At 71.7% G+C, this 16476-nt stretch carries 20 protein-coding genes and 3 pseudogenes; 9 read left to right on the top strand and 14 right to left on the bottom strand.

The window, feature by feature from the left end; genetic code table 11:
• Positions 1 to 209 precede the first annotated feature (209 nt).
• The 6 genes and pseudogenes from ACZ6D7_RS32745 to ACZ6D7_RS32770 all read right to left on the bottom strand — a co-directional run bounded on the left by ACZ6D7_RS32745 (position 210) and on the right by ACZ6D7_RS32770 (position 3383).
• Positions 210 to 683 (bottom strand): carboxymuconolactone decarboxylase family protein, encoded by a 474-nt coding sequence (locus ACZ6D7_RS32745; RefSeq protein WP_469498698.1) that lies wholly within the window; start codon positions 681 to 683, stop codon positions 210 to 212.
• A 20-nt stretch (positions 684 to 703) separates the two neighbouring features.
• Positions 704 to 964 carry a DoxX family protein gene (locus tag ACZ6D7_RS32750; protein ID WP_469499056.1) on the bottom strand — a complete coding sequence of 87 codons (261 nt, stop codon included), beginning with the start codon at positions 962 to 964 and terminating at the stop codon, positions 704 to 706.
• A gap of 94 nt (positions 965 to 1058) precedes the next feature.
• Positions 1059 to 1317 (bottom strand): annotated as a pseudogene (locus ACZ6D7_RS32755) (Hsp20/alpha crystallin family protein); the annotation flags it as partial.
• Between the two features lie 391 nt (positions 1318 to 1708).
• Positions 1709 to 2671, bottom strand: a complete 963-nt coding sequence (locus ACZ6D7_RS32760) for a diacylglycerol/lipid kinase family protein (RefSeq protein WP_469498701.1) — start codon at positions 2669 to 2671, stop codon at positions 1709 to 1711.
• 267 nt (positions 2672 to 2938) lie between these two features.
• A complete protein-coding gene (locus tag ACZ6D7_RS32765; RefSeq protein WP_469499072.1) occupies positions 2939 to 3070 on the bottom strand; it encodes a hypothetical protein in 132 nt (43 codons plus the stop codon).
• 19 nt (positions 3071 to 3089) lie between these two features.
• Entirely contained in the window at positions 3090 to 3383 is a 294-nt protein-coding gene (locus ACZ6D7_RS32770) for a hypothetical protein (protein ID WP_469499075.1), read from the bottom strand.
• Between ACZ6D7_RS32770 and ACZ6D7_RS32775 the strand changes: the two are divergent.
• Positions 3297 to 3881, top strand: a pseudogene (locus tag ACZ6D7_RS32775) (zinc-binding dehydrogenase); the annotation flags it as partial. The gene ACZ6D7_RS32770 and the pseudogene ACZ6D7_RS32775 overlap by 87 nt on opposite strands.
• Before the next feature lie 135 nt (positions 3882 to 4016).
• Here ACZ6D7_RS32775 and ACZ6D7_RS32780 read toward each other — a convergent pair.
• From ACZ6D7_RS32780 to ACZ6D7_RS32795, 4 genes and pseudogenes are all read right to left on the bottom strand, one after another.
• A pseudogene (locus ACZ6D7_RS32780) lies at positions 4017 to 4466 on the bottom strand (HdeD family acid-resistance protein); the annotation flags it as partial.
• A 14-nt stretch (positions 4467 to 4480) separates the two neighbouring features.
• On the bottom strand, positions 4481 to 5446 hold the full coding sequence (locus ACZ6D7_RS32785; RefSeq protein WP_469498704.1) for a pirin family protein: 966 nt from the start codon (positions 5444 to 5446) through the stop codon (positions 4481 to 4483).
• A gap of 89 nt (positions 5447 to 5535) precedes the next feature.
• Positions 5536 to 6015 (bottom strand): hypothetical protein, encoded by a 480-nt coding sequence (locus tag ACZ6D7_RS32790; protein ID WP_469498707.1) that lies wholly within the window; start codon positions 6013 to 6015, stop codon positions 5536 to 5538.
• A 5-nt stretch (positions 6016 to 6020) separates the two neighbouring features.
• Complete coding sequence (locus tag ACZ6D7_RS32795) at positions 6021 to 6482, bottom strand: ATP-binding protein (protein WP_469498711.1); 462 nt, start codon at positions 6480 to 6482, stop codon at positions 6021 to 6023.
• Positions 6483 to 6633: 151 nt separating this feature from the next.
• Between ACZ6D7_RS32795 and ACZ6D7_RS32800 the strand changes: the two genes are divergently transcribed.
• Positions 6634 to 6855 carry a DUF397 domain-containing protein gene (locus ACZ6D7_RS32800; protein WP_469499059.1) on the top strand — a complete coding sequence of 74 codons (222 nt, stop codon included), beginning with the start codon at positions 6634 to 6636 and terminating at the stop codon, positions 6853 to 6855.
• Positions 6856 to 6977: 122 nt separating this feature from the next.
• The gene (locus ACZ6D7_RS32805) at positions 6978 to 7892 is read left to right on the top strand and encodes a helix-turn-helix domain-containing protein (RefSeq protein ID WP_469498717.1); all 915 of its coding nucleotides are present in this window, start codon (positions 6978 to 6980) and stop codon (positions 7890 to 7892) included.
• Between the two features lie 56 nt (positions 7893 to 7948).
• Here ACZ6D7_RS32805 and ACZ6D7_RS32810 read toward each other — a convergent pair whose 3' ends face one another.
• A complete protein-coding gene (locus tag ACZ6D7_RS32810) occupies positions 7949 to 8767 on the bottom strand; it encodes an SAM-dependent methyltransferase (protein WP_469498722.1) in 819 nt (272 codons plus the stop codon).
• Between the two features lie 230 nt (positions 8768 to 8997).
• Here ACZ6D7_RS32810 and ACZ6D7_RS32815 point away from each other — a divergent pair, with 230 nt between their 5' ends.
• The 3 genes from ACZ6D7_RS32815 (at position 8998) to ACZ6D7_RS32825 (ending at position 11165) form a co-directional block, all read left to right on the top strand.
• Entirely contained in the window at positions 8998 to 9693 is a 696-nt protein-coding gene (locus ACZ6D7_RS32815; RefSeq protein ID WP_469498726.1) for a helix-turn-helix transcriptional regulator, read from the top strand.
• The gene (locus tag ACZ6D7_RS32820) at positions 9690 to 10667 is read left to right on the top strand and encodes a pyridoxal-phosphate dependent enzyme (protein WP_469498729.1); all 978 of its coding nucleotides are present in this window, start codon (positions 9690 to 9692) and stop codon (positions 10665 to 10667) included. The genes ACZ6D7_RS32815 and ACZ6D7_RS32820 overlap by 4 nt, the downstream gene beginning before the upstream one ends.
• A gap of 132 nt (positions 10668 to 10799) precedes the next feature.
• Complete coding sequence (locus ACZ6D7_RS32825) at positions 10800 to 11165, top strand: cupin domain-containing protein (protein ID WP_469498733.1); 366 nt, start codon at positions 10800 to 10802, stop codon at positions 11163 to 11165.
• Between the two features lie 26 nt (positions 11166 to 11191).
• Here ACZ6D7_RS32825 and ACZ6D7_RS32830 read toward each other — a convergent pair whose 3' ends face one another.
• Complete coding sequence (locus ACZ6D7_RS32830; protein WP_469498738.1) at positions 11192 to 12547, bottom strand: vWA domain-containing protein; 1356 nt, start codon at positions 12545 to 12547, stop codon at positions 11192 to 11194.
• On the bottom strand, positions 12544 to 13401 hold the full coding sequence (locus ACZ6D7_RS32835) for an AAA family ATPase (protein ID WP_469498741.1): 858 nt from the start codon (positions 13399 to 13401) through the stop codon (positions 12544 to 12546). Before ACZ6D7_RS32835 ends, ACZ6D7_RS32830 begins: the two co-directional genes overlap by 4 nt.
• Before the next feature lie 101 nt (positions 13402 to 13502).
• Between ACZ6D7_RS32835 and ACZ6D7_RS32840 the strand changes: the two genes are divergently transcribed.
• Entirely contained in the window at positions 13503 to 14081 is a 579-nt protein-coding gene (locus tag ACZ6D7_RS32840) for a hypothetical protein (RefSeq protein ID WP_469498744.1), read from the top strand.
• A 119-nt stretch (positions 14082 to 14200) separates the two neighbouring features.
• Complete coding sequence (locus ACZ6D7_RS32845; protein ID WP_469498747.1) at positions 14201 to 15133, top strand: hypothetical protein; 933 nt, start codon at positions 14201 to 14203, stop codon at positions 15131 to 15133.
• Between the two features lie 8 nt (positions 15134 to 15141).
• Here the strand turns inward: ACZ6D7_RS32845 and ACZ6D7_RS32850 are convergent, their stop codons facing one another.
• Positions 15142 to 15987, bottom strand: coding sequence for an SDR family oxidoreductase (locus ACZ6D7_RS32850; RefSeq protein ID WP_469498753.1), 846 nt, complete (start codon positions 15985 to 15987; stop codon positions 15142 to 15144).
• 105 nt (positions 15988 to 16092) lie between these two features.
• Here ACZ6D7_RS32850 and ACZ6D7_RS32855 point away from each other — a divergent pair, with 105 nt between their 5' ends.
• Positions 16093 to 16458, top strand: coding sequence for a winged helix-turn-helix transcriptional regulator (locus ACZ6D7_RS32855; protein WP_469498758.1), 366 nt, complete (start codon positions 16093 to 16095; stop codon positions 16456 to 16458).
• Positions 16459 to 16476: the final 18 nt, after the last annotated feature.

Below are 16476 nucleotides of genomic sequence, written 5' to 3' on the forward strand. Positions count from 1 at the left end.
TTCTTTTTGGACCCCCCTGTCCACCGTTTCACCCCCACACACTTTTGGCGGTTTGGCCCCCCCCTTCCCCCCCCACGTCCCGCCTCCCCGGTCCGTCCCAGGCCTTGGAAGCTCCCGCTTCAGGACCGGGTGCTGCTGTGCGGCGCAGAGCCATGCCCCATGGGCCGGGAGCCCGGAGCCCGCGGCCCGGGCCGGTTGCCGACGACCGTTCAGTGGAACTGCCCGACCTCGTAGTCGCCGGCCGGCTGCTGGGTGATGATGTTCAGCCGGTTCGCCGTGTTCATGAGTGAGACCAGGATCACCAGGGCGGTGAGCTGCTCCTCGTCGTAGAGCTCGGCGGCACGCGCCCAGACCTCGTCGCTGACCCCGCCGGCCGCGTCCGCGACCCGGGTCCCCTGCTCCGCCAGCTCCAGCGCGACGCGTTCGGCCTCGGTGAAGACCGTGGCCTCCCGCCACGCCGCCACCAGGTTCAGCCGCACCGGGGCCTCCCCGGCAGCGGCGGCCTCCTTTGTGTGCATGTCGATGCAGACGGCGCAGCCGTTGATCTGGCTCACGCGCAGTGCCACCAACTCCTGCGTCGCGGCCGGCAGCGGGGATTCCTTGAGCGCCTTGCCCGCCGACATGAGGTACTTGAGAGCCTTGCTGGGGTTCGGGCCGGCGAAGTAGTTCAGTCGCGCGTCCATCGTGTGCTCCTCCGTTGTCGTCAGTGGCTACACCCCCTGAGACGAGGTAGCCCGACGCCCTGTGACACGGACGCGTGTGACCCACGTCTCCCTGCTGCCGGGGTGTTCGGAGATGCGCAGATGTCTGGCATGGCGGGCAGGACCAGGCCCGCCGTGGCCAGGAGTTCAAGGGCGCCGATGGCATGGAGGGCGCAGGGGCTGAAGTCCTCGACCCATCGGGTGGCGGTGCCCATGCCGGCCGTCTTCTCCTTGGGCACGAACATCTTGGCACTGCCGGCCAGTCAGACAGCGCCCAGCAGTGATCCACAGCGTGAGGTTCATCAGCAGCTCCTTGATCGAGGATTGCCCGCACCCCTGTGACGAGACAGCAACCCCGCGGTCGCTGCCGCCGCTGTTGGCGATCTTGCGGGGCTTGGCCTGCTCGGCAACCGGGATCCGCAGCACGCCCGCGTCGTAGGAGGCTTCGATCTGCTCGGTGTCGAGGGTGTCGCCGAGGAACTGCTGTCGACTGAACGTCCCCGCTGTCGCTCGGTGATCACCATCTCGGTGTCGTCGCCGTACGTCGACTTGCGTTCCGCCTTCACCGTCAGGACGTTGCGCCATCGAGGTCGATGGATTCCGGGTTCACGCCCGGCGGCGGGCTCGGCCGGAGCTTACCGGGCACGGTTGTCAGCCGGTGATCTCGATGCGTCGGGGGCTTTACCTTCGTTGCCTTGGGGACCTTGAAGGTGAGCACCCGTCGGCGAGTGCGGCGCTGACGTGCTCTTCGCCGGTGCCCTGGGGCAGCGTCACCCGGTAGTTCGAACCGGCCGGTGTGCCGGGTGCGGTGGTGCAGCACGCCGGCGCGTTCCCTCTTCTTCGATCGCGCGGTGCACCGACAGCTCGCAGTGTTCAGCTCGATGGTGATGTCGTCCTTCTGCGCGAGCTGGTTTCGGCTTCCGACCCGGTCGTCCGTCTCCTGCCGGTCCAGCAGACACCACCCCAGCCCGGTTGACAGCCGCTACGGGGGACGTCAGGCCATGTTCTCAGTGGTCACGCGGTGCTCTTGGGAGCGTGGGCACCGGCTCCCGCGGGATTCCTGGTCGGTCTGTCGGCAGCAGTACTCGCAGTCCACCTGGCCGGGCCTCGCACGTGACGGGAAGAGGAAGCGTCACGGATTCGCCGTCGATCCCTGCGTGCAGTTGCCGCCCCCGGCCGTGCAACGTGATGCTGGCCGCCGTCCAGGTGATGGCTGCATCACCCGGCGTATCTGGATGGGGCTGCCGCCGCAGCAGCTCACCGCGAAGGTGTCGGAGGAGGTCCGGTGGCGTGTCGGTCGGGCGCTTGAGCACGATGCCGCCGAGCAGTCCTGAGGCGAGCGTGAAGCGGCGCCCCAGGTAGCGCGGAGTGGCGATGTGGTACGGGTTGTTGGAGACCAGCACAACTTGCGGGAGCGGGATGGTTCCCCGCGGGGTGTCCACGTCGGCCTCGACCCATTGCCTTCCTGCGAGGTAATCGGGTGCGACCGAAGCGAGGGTACGCGCCTTGTCCTCTCGATACCCGGGCTCCAGCAGGGCGTCGGCGTAGAGGCCGAAGGAGACATTGTTGACGAAGACGCGCGGGCCCACCACGCCGAGATCCACACGGGTCGGTACGCCGTCGATCAGGGCGCTCAGTGAGGACACCGGGTTGCGGATGTCGAGGCCGAGATCCCGGGCGAAGTGGTTCCGCGTGCCTGCCGGGACCACCAGCAACGGCCGATCCGTGGCGGCGGCCACTGCGGCCACTGCCGATACCGTTCCGTCTCCACCCGCGACTCCCAGTACCTCAGCCCCTTCCTGGATCGCGAGCCTGGCGAGTGACGTCGCGTCGTGCTCGGCACTGGTCGACCAGACCTGGGCGCCCATACCCTCAGCCCGTTTGATCAGGTCGAAACGGGCAGTCTTGCCTCCCCCCGAGCGTGGATTCGCCACGACCACCACCCGGGTATGCGCCTCAGCTCCCGCCATCACCGCACCCGCTTCTGCCTCCCAGGCCGGCTGTCGACCGACCGATTGGACCCCATACGACCAGGCTGGCAGACACAGGTTCCCTCCGCTGGTCGGGGACGACCGCTCGTGCCGCGTCCGGGACTGCCTCGAGATCACACCCCGCATCACGCGGCCCAGCAAGCTCCTCTCAGAGCCAGGACGAGCAACTGCTCCAGGCCCGGCTGACCTGCGGCCTGGGACCTCGCCCGTGACAGTACCGCTGGTTGAAGGCCTTGCCCCGAGCCTTCATCGTGGCGTCCAGATGGGTCTTCTTCTGCTTCCGGGCGCCTTGGCGGCCTCGCGTTCCGTCGACTCCTGCGCCTCGCGGACCGCCTTGACCTCGGCGCGCACCCGCTCGGCCGGCCTGCGCTCGAGCACGCGCCGAACCGCCTGGCGATCAGGTCGATCGCCGTCGTGTCGCCCTCGGCGCCCTCGGCGCCCTCGGCGACCAGCACCCCGCTGTCCACGCTGCCCTCTCGGCCATCAGGGTCACCAGGCCGGAGCTCTCCGGCGCCCGGCACCTGTCGGCGCCGCCGCCGATCAGGGCGCCGGTGCCCCAGCCCGGCACCACGCCGAGCGGCCCGCCCAGCAGGCCGACCACCGAACCGACCAGCCCGCCGTCGTCGCCACCGCAGGCGTCCGTCCCGCCCAGTCCGTCGGCGTGTGGGGCGTGGGCGGAGTGGGCGCGCACAACGTGCGCCTCGCCCGCCTGGTCGGCGCCGCACCGATCATCGCCGTGGACCCGCTGCCCAGCGCCCGCGAGCGCGCCCTGGCCTTCGGCGCGGACTACGCCCTCGACCCGAGCGCCCCCGACTTCGCCGATCAGGTACGCGCGGCCACCGGCGGACGGGGCCTGGACTTCGCCTTCGACTGCGCCGGCGTGCCCGCCGTCCGCGAGCAGGCCGCCTCCGTGCTCGGCCTGAACGGCTCCCTGATCCTGGTGGGCATCACGCCGCACCCGCTCACCATCACCGAGGGTCTGACCTTCAACTACCTGAGCAAGCAGGTGCGCGGCCACTACGGCGGCTTCCCCGAGTCCGTCTCCGAGCTGGTGCAGCTGACCGCAGCCGGCCGCCTCGACCTGGCTCCCTCCATCACCGACCACATCCCGCTCGCCGACGCCGCCGACGCCGTCAACCGGCTGGAGAACAAGATCGGCGACCCGATCCGCCTCATCCTCGTCCCCTGACGGGGACATCACGTCACCTCGAGCAGGGTGAGTGGGCGCTGGTGTCCCCAAAGCACCGGCGCCCACGGCGTGCGGCGAAGCCCGGGCGTCAGAACCCAGTGCCGGGCCGAAGACGCCACAACCGGCCGCCCGCGGTCAGTGCTGGGGGTGCGGCTGAGAGCGGAACAGCGGCCGTCGTTCGGCGGTGGCGCCGGGAGCACGGCCGACTTCGACGCGCATCCTGACGGCGTGGAACACCTCGACCGCCCCGAGGACGATGGCCATGATGCCCGTGGCCAGGGTGAGCGCGGCGATCGAGGTGAACGGCGAGACGATCAGCACGATGCCCGCGAGGGTGCCGATGATTCCGGAGAACAGCATCCAGCCTCGCGCCGGCATGGCTTCGGCGGAGGCCGCTGTAGCCGTCACCATGATGCCCCGCAGCAGCCAGCCGAAGCCGATCCACAGGGCGAGCAGCAGAATCGACTCCAGAGTGTCCCGGAAGCAGATCAGCCCGAGCAGGACGGAGAGCGCACCCGTGAGGAAGTGCAGGGCCCGAAGATGGCCGGGGACGTGTGTGCCGAAGGCGGCGGCCAGCTGGAAGACAGTCCTTTCGCAGGTCAGCGCACCCTTCCTCGTGGTTTGAGCGGGGTCGCCGGCAGAGTCGGTGCGGGGAGCGGGGCTCCGTCGTAGCCCCTCACCTCGCCGAAACGGGTGCCCTTCGCCCAGTCCTCGCGGGCCTGCACGATCTCTTCCTGGGAGCGGCCGACGAAGTTCCACCACATGATCAGTTCCTCTTCGAACGGCTCGCCGCCGAGCAGCATCAGGCCCGCGTCGGACTCGGCCAGCAGAGGCAGTTCGGTGCGGCCGCAGCCGAGGTAGAGCATCGACCCCGGCAGTACGGGCACGCCGTCGACCCGCACCTCGCCCGACATGGCGAGCACGCCGTACTCGAAGTCGGGCACCAGCGGCAGCCGTACGTCCGCCCCGCGCGCGAGGGCGAGATCGGCGCCCACGATGGGGGTGTACGCCGTACCGGGGGAGGCCGCGCCGTCGAGGTCGCCCAGGATCACGGTGGCCGTGAGGCCGGGAGCGGTGACCGTGGGCAGGTCGGCGTGGTGTTCGAAGTGGGGCTCGGTGTTCCGGTGGGTGTCGGGCAGGGCGACCCAGAGCTGGGCGCCGTGCAGGAACCGGGCGTGCGCGCGGGGGCTCTCCTCGGAGTGGCTGATCGCGCGGCCCGAGGTCATCAGCCCGAGTTCGCCGGGCCGGATGGTCTGGAGACTGCCCGTCGAGTCGCGGTGCAGCACCTCGCCCTCGTGCAGCCAGCTGACGGTCTGCAGGCCCATGTGGGGGTGCGGCGGGACCTGCATCCCGGGTTCGTCGGCGATGTCGTCGGGGCCGTAGTGGTCGACGAAGGCCCAGGCGCCGATCATGCGTCGGCCGAGGTTCGGCAGGAGCCGGCGGACCTCGGTGGACTCGCCCAGCTTGACGTGCCGGGGGCTCAGCAGCTCGCGGACGGGTTCGGCGACGACGAATCCACGCCCGCCGCACACACTCGGCACGGGTGCACGGTCAAGGTTGCTCATGCGGCCAACCTAGCGGTCGTGGGCGCGGCGGCGTAGAAGGAACGGGGCCGAATCGGAGTGACGGGTACCGGTCTCGCGGTCGTGGCGTCTCAGTCGCTCAGGGCGTCGGCGAGTTCCGTCGAGGCACGCACTATGTCCTTGTCGCCCTCGTCGAGGAGGTCGCGCAGGACACCGCGCTGGGCGCGGACGGCCAGGCGCGCCTCCCGTTCCCAGGCCACGTGGTTGTCGGGGTGGCGCAGCAGCTTGGGGTAGGCGACGGCCGTGTCCTCCCACTGGCGGGCGTCGGCGATGCTCTTCAGCAGGCGCAGGATCCCCGGGCGGCAGGTGACCTGGGGGAGCCGGACCAGTTCCCAGAGGAAGGGCACCGTCGCGGCCGTCGCCTGGTCCACGACGAAGCCGTACTGGCAGATACGGCGGCGCAGTTGGCCGAGCGCGGACTCGGCCGTGTCGGCGTCGCCCCGGGCGACGCTGGTGAGCAGGGCGGGGATGGCCGCGGCGGAGCCGGTGGAGTCCTTGATGTCGGGCCACGGCACGTGTCCCAGGTCCTTGAGGGGCGCGGTTCTCTCCATGGCGGTCATGTCAGAAGGCGGGGACGGGTCGGCAGCATGGCCCAGACCGTCTTGCCCACGGGGGAGCGGCGGGTCCAGCCCCAGTGCTCCGAGAGGGCCTCGACCATGTGCAGCCCGCGGCCGTGCTCCAGCAGCGGATCTCCGGCATGCCGGTAGACGGGCAGCCGGTCGCTGGGGTCGGTGACGGCGCACACCAGATGGGAGGGGCGCAGGGTGAGCCTGAGCCGTACGGCGAAGTCGTGCGCCGAGTCGGGTGGGAGGCCGTGCAGGACGGCGTTGGCGGCGAGCTCCGTGACGACGGTGACCGCGTCGTCGACGCGGTGGTCCAACGACCAGCCGTCCAGCGTGCGGTGGGTGAAGTGCCGTGCTTCGGTGAATCCCTCCCGGCTGCCCGTGAGGTACAGGGCGGCGGTTCTGGACGAGTCGCGGACGGACTCGCGGCTCCGGAACTGCGCAGGTGATGACACGGTGCATCTCCCTGAAGCGACGTCAGGACTGGGCGCCAGAAGTGCGGTTGACGACACCGCTATTATCCACGCTGACGATGTCCTCGTGCAATTTCACGGGAAATTGCGCGTAAGAGCGAGGAGAGTTGCCGTGTCGTCAGTACCGGAGTCGGTGCCGAACGGAGTGCGGGCCAGTTCGCTGGGTGTCCGCTGGATCAAGAGCAGCCACAGCAACGCGGAGGGCAACTGCGTCGAGGTCGCGGCGCTCGGCGGGGGAGGTGTCGCGCTGCGCAACTCCCGTGACCCCGACGGGCCGGCCCTGGTGTACACGCCGGCCGAGGTGGCCGCGTTCCTGGCCGGGGCGAAGGGCGGGGAGTTCGACCACCTGTTGTGAGCGCGCGTCCGGACGGGCGGGTCGCGGCGCGCCGGATGAACTCAATTGCCGTGCTCCGTGCGGTCGGTGGGCGTCGGGTGCGATACTGAGACCTGTCGTCTGCCGGTCCACGGGGAGTCAGGATGTCTGCCGAGTCACCTCGCGTCACCCGTCTCGAACCGTATCTGAACCGGGCCGAGCCCGCCCCGACCTTGCTGAAAATGCTGGTCGGAGTTCAGCTGGCGGGTATGCGCGAGGACGCCGGACTGGCGCAGGAACAGGCGGCCCGCACCCTGGGCTTCAGCCCGGCGAAGCTGTCCCGGATCGAGGCCGGCAAGGGCCGTAGGCCACCCACCGAGGGCGATGTGCGCGCCCTCCTGACGCTGTACGAGGCGGACGCCCACGAGGCGTCGGTCCTGCTGCGCCTGTTGCGGCAGGCGGGCGAGCCGGGCTGGTGGCAGCGGTACGACAAACGGCTGATGCCCGAATGGTTCGACCGGCTGGTCGGGCTCCAGGAAGCGGCCACGGCCATCCGTACCTTCGAGATCCAGTACGTGCCCGGACTGCTCCAGACCCCCGCCTACACGCGTGCCGTCGTCGAGCGCGGGCTGCCGTCGGCGCCGACCCGGGAGGTCGAGCGCCGGGTGGAGCTGCGCACGCGCCGCACCGAGCTGCTGCGCCGCCCGGACGCCCCGCAGGTGTGGGCGATCCTCGACGAGTCGGTGCTGCTGCGCGTCCTGGGCAGCCGCGAGGTGATGCGCGAACAGCTCGCGCGCCTCGTCGAGCTGGCCCGGCTGCCCCATGTCACCGTGCAGATCGTGCCGTTGGACGTCACCCACGCCTCGGCGCCGGCCATACCGGTCACCTATCTGCGTTTCGGCGGCGCCGATCTGCCCGACGTCGTCTATCTGGAGCAGATCAGGAGCGCGACCTTCCTGGAGGACCAGGACGAGACGGAGGAGTACCGCGTCGCCCTGGACCGCCTGGCCGACGCGGCTCTCCAGCCCCGTGAGTCCCTGGCCCTCCTGGAGGAGACGGCCGAGCACCGCTACGGCTGACGCCCGGCCCTGCCGGGCCGGGCTGCGTACCACCGGACAGGCCGGCCGGACAGGCCCTAGCCGAGGCGGCCGACGCCGCCGAACTCGATCCACTCCTGGGTGAGCTGGCGGGGGGCGACCTCGGTGTCGGGGCGCCAGGTGGAGACCTCCACCAGGCCCGGTTCGAGGATCTCGAGGCCCTCGAACAGCCCGGCGACGTCCTTCTCCTGCCGCACCCGGCCCCAGTGCCCCTGCGTGGCCTGGTCCATGAAGTCGGTGACGAACTCCCGCACCTTCGGGTCCTCGCTCACCAGCTGGCACATCACCAGGTAGCTGCCGGGTGCCAGGCGTTCGGTCACCCGGCGGACCACGGCCTGCGGGCCGTCGGTCTCGCTGTCCGGGATGCAGTGGAACACCGAGTTGAACAGCACGGCCACCGGCTGCGAGAAGTCGATCAGCCGCTCGGTGTCGGGGTGGGTGAAGATCGCCTCGGTCTCGCGCATGTCGGCGTGGATGACCGTGGTGCGCTCGTCCTGCTCCAGCAGGGCGCGGCCGTGGACGAGGACCATCGGGTCGTTGTCGACGTAGACGACGTGCGCCGTCGGGTCGACGGTCTGGGCGACCTGGTGGACGTTGTCCTGGGTGGGCAGGCCGGAGCCGTGGTCCAGGAACTGCCGGATCCCGTACTCCTGGGTCAGGGTCCGGACGACGCGCTGGAGGAAGCGCCGGTTGTTCAGCGCGAGGGCGCGGGTGCTGGGGACGACCTTGTCCAGCTCCTCGCAGGCGGCGCGGTCCGCCGCGTAGTTGTCCTTGCCGCCCAGATAGTGGTCGTACATGCGCGCGGCCGTCGGAACCGCGGCGTCGATCTTCGTGGACAGAGGCTTTCCAGGCTGCATCGCTTCCCCCAGCTGCCAGCCGTGCCGGTGCCGGCGCGGTCGACAACACATCCTAGGGAAACGCCAATTGGGCACACCACCCCTTGATCGACGGTTCCCCGGAAGGTGTGGACCTGGTCGACGGCATTGGACTGCTCGTCCAACTCTTGGACTCATGGTCTAATGAAGCGGGTGGCACCGACCGGCGTCCGGTGCGACGGAGGAGGAACGGTGCGACCGAGGAGGAACGGATGAGCGGCGAGGACCCCCGGGAGGCGGAGCGGGACACGATCCTGCGGGCGCTCGCCCCCGTCGTGGCCGGCCTCGCGGCGACGTTCGGGCCGGTGTGCGAGGTGGTGCTGCACGACTACCGGCGGCCGGAGCGGTCCGTCGTCGCCGTGGCCGGCACGGTCACCGGGCGCACGGTCGGCGGCGCGATGAGCGAGATCGGCATGCGGGTGCTCGCCCGCGGCGATGCCGCAGACGACGAGCTGAACTACGTGACCCGCACCGGCACCGGCAAGCTGGTCAAGTCGTCCACGATCGTGCTGCGCGACTCCACCGGCGCGGTGTTCGGCGCGCTGTGCGTCAACGTGGACGTCACCGAGGTCGACCGGGTGCGCGATCTGCTCGGCGCGCTCGCCGGGGTGGCCGGGCCGCCCGCCGACCCGCCGGTGACCACCTTCGGCGACGACATCGACTCCGTCGTCGACGCCCTCCTCGACGCCCGGCTGCGGCGCCAGGACCAGACCTGGGCCGGTCTCGACCGGACCCGGCGGCTCGCGCTCTTCCGGGGCCTGGACGAACAGGGCGTGTTCGCCGTGCGCCGCGCGGTCGAGCAGGTCGCCGCCCGCCTCGGCATCTCCCGCGCCTCCGCCTACAGCTATCTCGCGCAGGCGAGAGCCACGACCGGTACCGACGACGCCCCCGAGGGAGCACACCCGTGACGACCACCCCCCTGCCGATCACCCTCGACGACGTCCGTGACGCGGCCGCCCGGCTCAAGGGCGTCGCCCACCGCACCCCCGTGCTCCGCTCCCGCACCCTCGACGCGCTCGTCGGCGCCGAAGTGCTCCTGAAGTGCGAGAACTTCCAGCGGGTCGGCGCCTTCAAGTTCCGCGGCGCCTACAACGCGGCCTCCCGGCTCACCCCCGAGCAGCTGGCCCGGGGCATCGCCACCTACTCCTCCGGCAACCACGCCCAGGCCGTCGCCCTGGCCGCCCGGGAACTGGGCACCACCGCGGTGATCGTCATGCCCGAGGACGCCCCGCCCTCCAAGCGGGCGGCCACGGAAGGGTACGGCGCCGAGATCGTGACGTACGACCGCTACACCGGCGACCGCGTCGCCATCGCCGAGGCCCTCGCCGCCGAGCGGGGTCTGACGCTGATCCCGCCCTACGAGCACCCGCACGTGATGGCCGGCCAGGGCACCGCCGCACTGGAACTCCTGGAGGAGAGCGGCGAGTTGGATCTCCTCGTGGCGCCGGTCGGGGGCGGCGGGCTGATCGCCGGGAGTGCCACGGTGGCCAAGGGGCTGTGCCCGGACATCCGGATCACCGGTGTCGAACCGGAGGCCGGGGACGACACCAAGCGGTCGCTGGAGGCGGGCCGGCGGATCGAGATCCCGGTGCCGCGCACCATCGCCGACGGTCAGGCCCTGCACACGCCCGGCGAGCTGACCTTCTCGGTGAACCGCCGGCTCGTCGACGGGATCGCGCTGGTCTCCGACGACGAGATCCGCGCCGCCATGCGGTTCGCCTTCGAACGTCTGAAGATCGTCGTGGAGCCCAGCGGCGCCACCCCGCTGGCCGCCCTGCTCGCCGGCCGGGTCGGCCCGCCGCCCCGCCGGATCGGCGTGATCGTCTCCGGCGGCAACATCGACACCGGCCGGTTCGCCGAGCTGTGCGGCGGCGCCGCCTGACGTCACCCGAATGGCGGCCCCGGGTGGACAGGCGGACGATGAAGTGGTGGGGCGCGATCTCCACCGGTGACGTCGTGCCGCCGGGAGGCGTGCCCCGGCCGCCGTCGAGAGCGGCCGGAAGGGAGGAGCGTCATGCTGGAAGTGAAGACGCTCGACAAGCCGGACGAGCGGCGTGACTTCCCCCGCGGTCACCTCGAAGCCGTCCACCTGACCGGATGCGACTTCGCCGTGGCGACGTTCGAGCCGGGCTGGCGCTGGTCGGAGTCCGTGGCGCCGATCGCGGGCACGGACAGCTGCCAGATGAACCACAACGGCTACATCGTCCAGGGACGCCTGCACGTTCGCATGGACGACGGCGGCGAGCAGGAACTGGGCCCGGGTGACGTCTTCGTGTGCTCGCCCGGACACGACGCGTGGGTCGTGGGCGACGAGCAGTGCATCGCGTACGACTTCGAGGGACAGACGGCCAAGGAGTACGCGAAGGCGAAGGACGACTGAGCGCGCCGCCCCTTCGCGCCGCCCCTTCACACGGGCAGCAACCGCCCGATCAGAGCGCCGAGTTGGTGGGCGTTGCGGCACTCGTGCATCGCTACCAGCTCGGCGTACTCCGGGGCGGCCGAGTCACCCGTGCCCCACAGGGAGCGCGGCTCCGGGTTCAGCCAGTGCACATGACGGGCCTGTCCGGCGATCCGCCGGACGGCCGGCAGGTTCGGGTCGCTCATGTTCGTCCGCGCGTCCCCCAGCACGAACACGGTCGTGCGCGGACCCACCGTGGCGCCGTAGCGCTCCGCGAACTCGCCCAGCGCGACGCCGTAGTCGCTGCTGCCGTGGTAGCCCGTCAGCCGCGCCTCCGCCTGGACCCGGGCGCCGAGACCCGCCGGATCGGCCGCGCCGTGCCGCAGGAGCCCGGTCACCTCGTCGACCCGGTTGACGAAGGCGAAGACCCGCACCTTGCTGAACTGGTCGTGCAGCGCCTGCACCAGCAGCATCGTGAAGTCCGAGAAGCCGGACACCGAGCCCGACACATCGCACAGCAGCACCAGTTCGGGGCGGGACGGCCGCCGCCGGCGCAGCACGGGCCGCATCGGCACCCCGCCCGTGGACAGCGAGCCGCGCAGCGTGCGGCGCAGATCGATGGTGCCGCGCGCGGCCCGGCGGCGGCGCGCGGCCATCCGCGTGGCCAGCTTGCGCGCCAACGGCTGTACGGTCCGCCGCAGTTCGGCCAGCCGGTCCCGCCCGGCGTACAGGAAGTCGACCCGGTCCGCGGTCGGCGCCACCGCACGCCGCGCGATCTCGTCCCGCCCCCGCCGCTCGGCCACCCGGCGCCGCGCCTCCGTCGCGACCAGCGCGCGGAAGGCCTCGATGCGCCGCCGGATCTCGTCCTCCAGCAGCCGGTCGGCGAACCCGCCCCCGCCGCCCCGCGCCCGGACGTCGTCGCGCACCCGCGCCAACAGCGTCTGCGGTCGCAGCCGTTCCAGGGTCTGGTACGACGACCAGCCGTCCGCCCCCGGTGAACTCCCGTACCCGCCCATCCCGTCGACCGCCTCGATCGCCAGCCGGGCCAGCAGCGCCTCGTCGCCGTCGGCGAGCGCCCGGGCCAGCCGGTCGCGCAGATCGTCCCGGTCGCCGGGTTCCTCCTGGGGCGCGCCGACGCCGTGCGGGAAGTACAGGTCGAAGACCGTGTCGAACAGGCGCCGCTGGTCCGGGGTGTGCAGCAGGGTCGCGGCCAGCCCCTCGCGCAGCAGCCCCCGGTCCGCGAACCCCAGCACCGCCGCCGCCTCGGCCGCGTCCACGGTCTCGCCGGTGCCGATCCGCACGCCGTGCGCGCGCAGCGCGGCGACCAGACCGACCAGACGGTCGGCGGTGTCCGCCGCGCTCACACGGCGTCCAGGTCGAGCTTCGCGCCGGCCTTCAGGACATCGTCCTGGTGCTTGAGGATCACGCCCAGGCTGTCCCGTACGACGGTCTCGTCGAGCGTGGTGGCGCCGAGGGCGAGGAGGGTGCGCGCCCAGTCGATCGTCTCGGCGACCGAGGGCACCTTGCGCAGGTCCATCGCGCGCAGCGCGCCGACCACCCGGACCACCGAATCGGCCAGCGCCGCGTCGATGCCGGGCACCTTCAGCCGGACGATCCGCCGCTCCAGCTCCTCCTCGGGGAAGCCGATGTGGAGGAACAGGCAGCGGCGGCGCAGCGCCTCGGACAGCTCACGGCTCGCGTTCGAGGTGAGGACGACGAAGGGGCGGCGGGTCGCGGTGATCGTGCCCAGCTCCGGGACGGTGACCTGGAAGTCGCTGAGCACCTCGAGCAGCAGGCCCTCCACCTCGACGTCGGCCTTGTCGGTCTCGTCGATCAGCAGGACCGTCGGCTCGTCGCCGCGGATCGCGGTCAGCAGCGGGCGGGGGAGCAGGAACTCCTCGCTGAAGATGTCCGTGCGGGTGTCGTCCCAGGTCTCGTCGCGGCCGGCGCTGATCCGCAGCAGCTGCTTGGCGTGGTTCCACTCGTACAGCGCCCGGGACTCGTCCACGCCCTCGTAGCACTGAAGCCGCACCAGCCGGGCCCCGGCCACCTGGGCGACGGCCTTGGCGAGTTCCGTCTTGCCGACCCCGGCCGGGCCCTCGACCAGGAGCGGCTTGCCGAGCCGGTCGGCGAGGAAGACGGTCGTGGCGACGGCGGGGGAGGCCAGATAGCCGGTCTCGGCGAGCCGGGCGGCGACATCGTCGACGGATGTGAACAACCTGGGCCTCCGTGCGGTCTACGGGACTGTCTACGGCGCTATCTAAGCGCTTGTTCACCTCGCTGTCGATGTTGTCGGTGCCACCCGGTACGTTGCGCCGTATGGGTGTGTATCTCGTGAGTGTCGACGCGCAGGACTGGTCGGTGGCGGGGGAGGACGGCTACGGAGACGTCGCCTCGGCGCTGAACACGGAGCTGGAGCGGCGTGGGCTGCCGCCGTACGAGCCGAAGGGAACCGGCCCGGAGCCCCGGGGCTGGTTCGAGGAGAAGATGAGCCCGTCCATGGACGGCTTCGACGCGCTGTGCCGTGCGCGGCTCACGCCCGAGGAGCGGGAGAACCTCCTCGGCTTCTCGCTCCTGGTGCCGTTCGCGCTGGAGGAGGGCATCACCCTTCCCGTCGGCTCCGCGTACACGGACGACACGCTGGTGGTCGGCGCCCCCTACGTGCTCGCCCTCACCGAGCGGCTCGCCGGGGCCCTCGCACTGCCGCTGGACCTCGTACCGGCGACCTTCGACAACCTCGAACTGACCCTGTGGTTCCTGGAGGGCGACGCGGAGCGGGCCGCGGCGACCCGGCCCGGTCCCTGGGCCGACGACCTGGCCACCGCGTTCTACACGGCGGTGTACCTGCGCGCCGCCCAGTACTCCCTGCGCTACGGCCGCGCGATGACCTACTCCTGAGCCCCGGCCCGGTACTCCTGAACACGGCCGGGCGGCCGTGACGGACCGGTGACGGCCGTGACCGTACCGGTGCGGTGAGCCGCCTTTCCGCCCGGCCGCCGCGCGGGTACAGCTGAGTCATGGGGGACAACGGGGGAGGCCGCCGGACAGGGTGGCCCGTACGCACCAACCACGACGACGACGGCGCGGGCTCCGCGAGCCCGCCGGAGAGCCTGCTGGAGCTCGTGCCGGCCGGCCACGTGGACGACTACCGGCGGCTCGGCGAGGCACTGCCCGAACAGCTGCTGCGGCTCCAGGTGCTGCACAGCGCCGCACAGCGGGCCTTCGAGCCCAGGACGAGCAGGGCGCTGCGGGCCACCATGGCCTGCGTGCTGCGCACCGCCCTGCTCGATCCCCGCTTGCACGACGCGAAGTCCGTGACCCACGTCGGCGATTACCTCGACGAGGAGATCGCAGGCCTGCGGGCCAGACTCGGCCAGGACCGTCAGATGGCCGTCAGCCGTGGACTCAACGCCGGCCTCGCCGCCGGGGCCGCGGTCAGCGTGCTGCTGCTCGGCCTGCCCCTGCTGTGGGGCGAGCGCCTGCTGCACGCGCTGGCCGGGGTCACGCTGAGCTGCGGCGACCGCTGGGGCCTGCTGGGCGCCTTCGCCTGCGGCGGGGTGGGCGCCTTCGGCGCGATGCTCAGCGTGCTGGTCCGGCTGCGCAACAGCGGGGACGAACTGACCCGGCGCCGGGTCAACGGCCACGAGGGGACCGTCGCGCCGGGCGAGCTGTACCGGACCATGCGGCACGAGGGCGTCTACCGCGTCTTCGTCGGCTGGATCCTCGCCGTCGCCGTGTACTTCCTGCTCGCCGCCGGCTTCACCACCGTCATCGACATCCCGACGACCCCGGCCGAGGTCTGCACCCCCGCCGCCGGCCCCGCGTCAGGCGTCCGGGGCACGGACTTCTGGGGCTTCTGGTGCGCGGTCGGCTTCGTGGCCGGCTTCAACGAGCGCTGGGCGTACGGGCTGCTCGGACGGGAGACGACCGCGAAGGGGACGAAGGGGTAGCCGCCGGCTCACCGGAAGACGGCCGCGTTGCGCAGCGCCCACTCCCCGAAGGAGCGTGGGGCGCGGCCCAGGACCCGCTCCACGTCCGGGCCGGCGCGCCGCTCGGCGGGCGTCGGTTCGCCCAGGATGGACAGCGTGGTCTCCACCACGGGCTCCGGCATGAACGCCAGCATCTGCGCGCGCGCCTCGTCCCGGGTCTGTTCCACGAACCGGACCGGCTCCCCGATCGCCGCGCCGATGGCCGCCGCCCGCTGCCGGGGCGTCGTCGACGCCGGCCCCGTCAACTCGTAGACCTCGCCCGCGTGTCCGTCCTCCCGCAGGGCCACCGCGGCGACCTCCGCGATGTCCGCCGGGTCGACGGTGGGCAGGCCCACGTCGGCGAAGGGCGCCGCGACGGTGCGGTGGGCGCGGACCGGCTCCACCCAGGCGTACGCGTTGGAGTGGAAGCCGCCCGGCCGCAGGATCGTCCACTGCGGGACCGATTCCCGGACGGCGTCCTCGACCGCCCCCGCCAGGCCGCCGTGCGAGGCCGACTCGGGCCTGGTCGCGACGCCCTGGGACGACAGCAGCACCACCCGGCCGACCCCGGCGGACTTGGCCACGTCGAGGATGTCCCGCGGACTGAGCAGCGCCAGGGAGGTGCCGCCGTTCTGCAGGAACAGGGCGTCCGCCCCGTCGAGCACCGGCCGCAGGCTCTCCGCGTCGGTGAGGTCGGCCCGCAACCGCCGTACGCCGTCCGGGACGTCCGGGTTCGCGATGCCGCGGGACGTGGCGGTCACCCGCTCGCCCGCCGCCGTGAGGATCCGGACCAGTTCCCGGCCGACGTTCCCCGTCGCCCCCGTCACCACGATCATGAGTAACTTCCTGTTCGGAAAGGGTGGTTGGTGTTCCGGGGGCGACGCTAACAGCGTCGGTATAGTAGGTACCTAGAGGAAAGTGACTTACCAAGAGGGGTGCACATGAAGGGCGACACGAGCGATCCCGAACTCGCCTGTCCCATCTCCCCCGTGGTGGACATCGTGTTCAGCCGCTGGACGACCCCGATCCTGTGGACGCTCCACGCCCACGGCCGCCAGCGTTTCGTCGAGCTGGAACGCCGGATCGCGCACATCACGCCCAAGGTGCTGACCCAGCGCCTGCGCCAGCTCGAACGCGACGGCCTGGTGATCCGCACCTACCACCCGGAGGTGCCGCCGCGCGTCGAGTACGAGATCAGCGAACTGGGCCTCAGCCTCGCCCCGCTCTTCGCCCACCTGGCGGAGTGGGCCACCGACCACCTGCCCAGGGTGGCCGAGGCCCGGGAGGGCTACGACGCGAAGGCGTGACCGGGCCCGCCCGGCCGC

This window comes from Streptomyces sp. NPDC041784, from assembly GCF_055591025.1.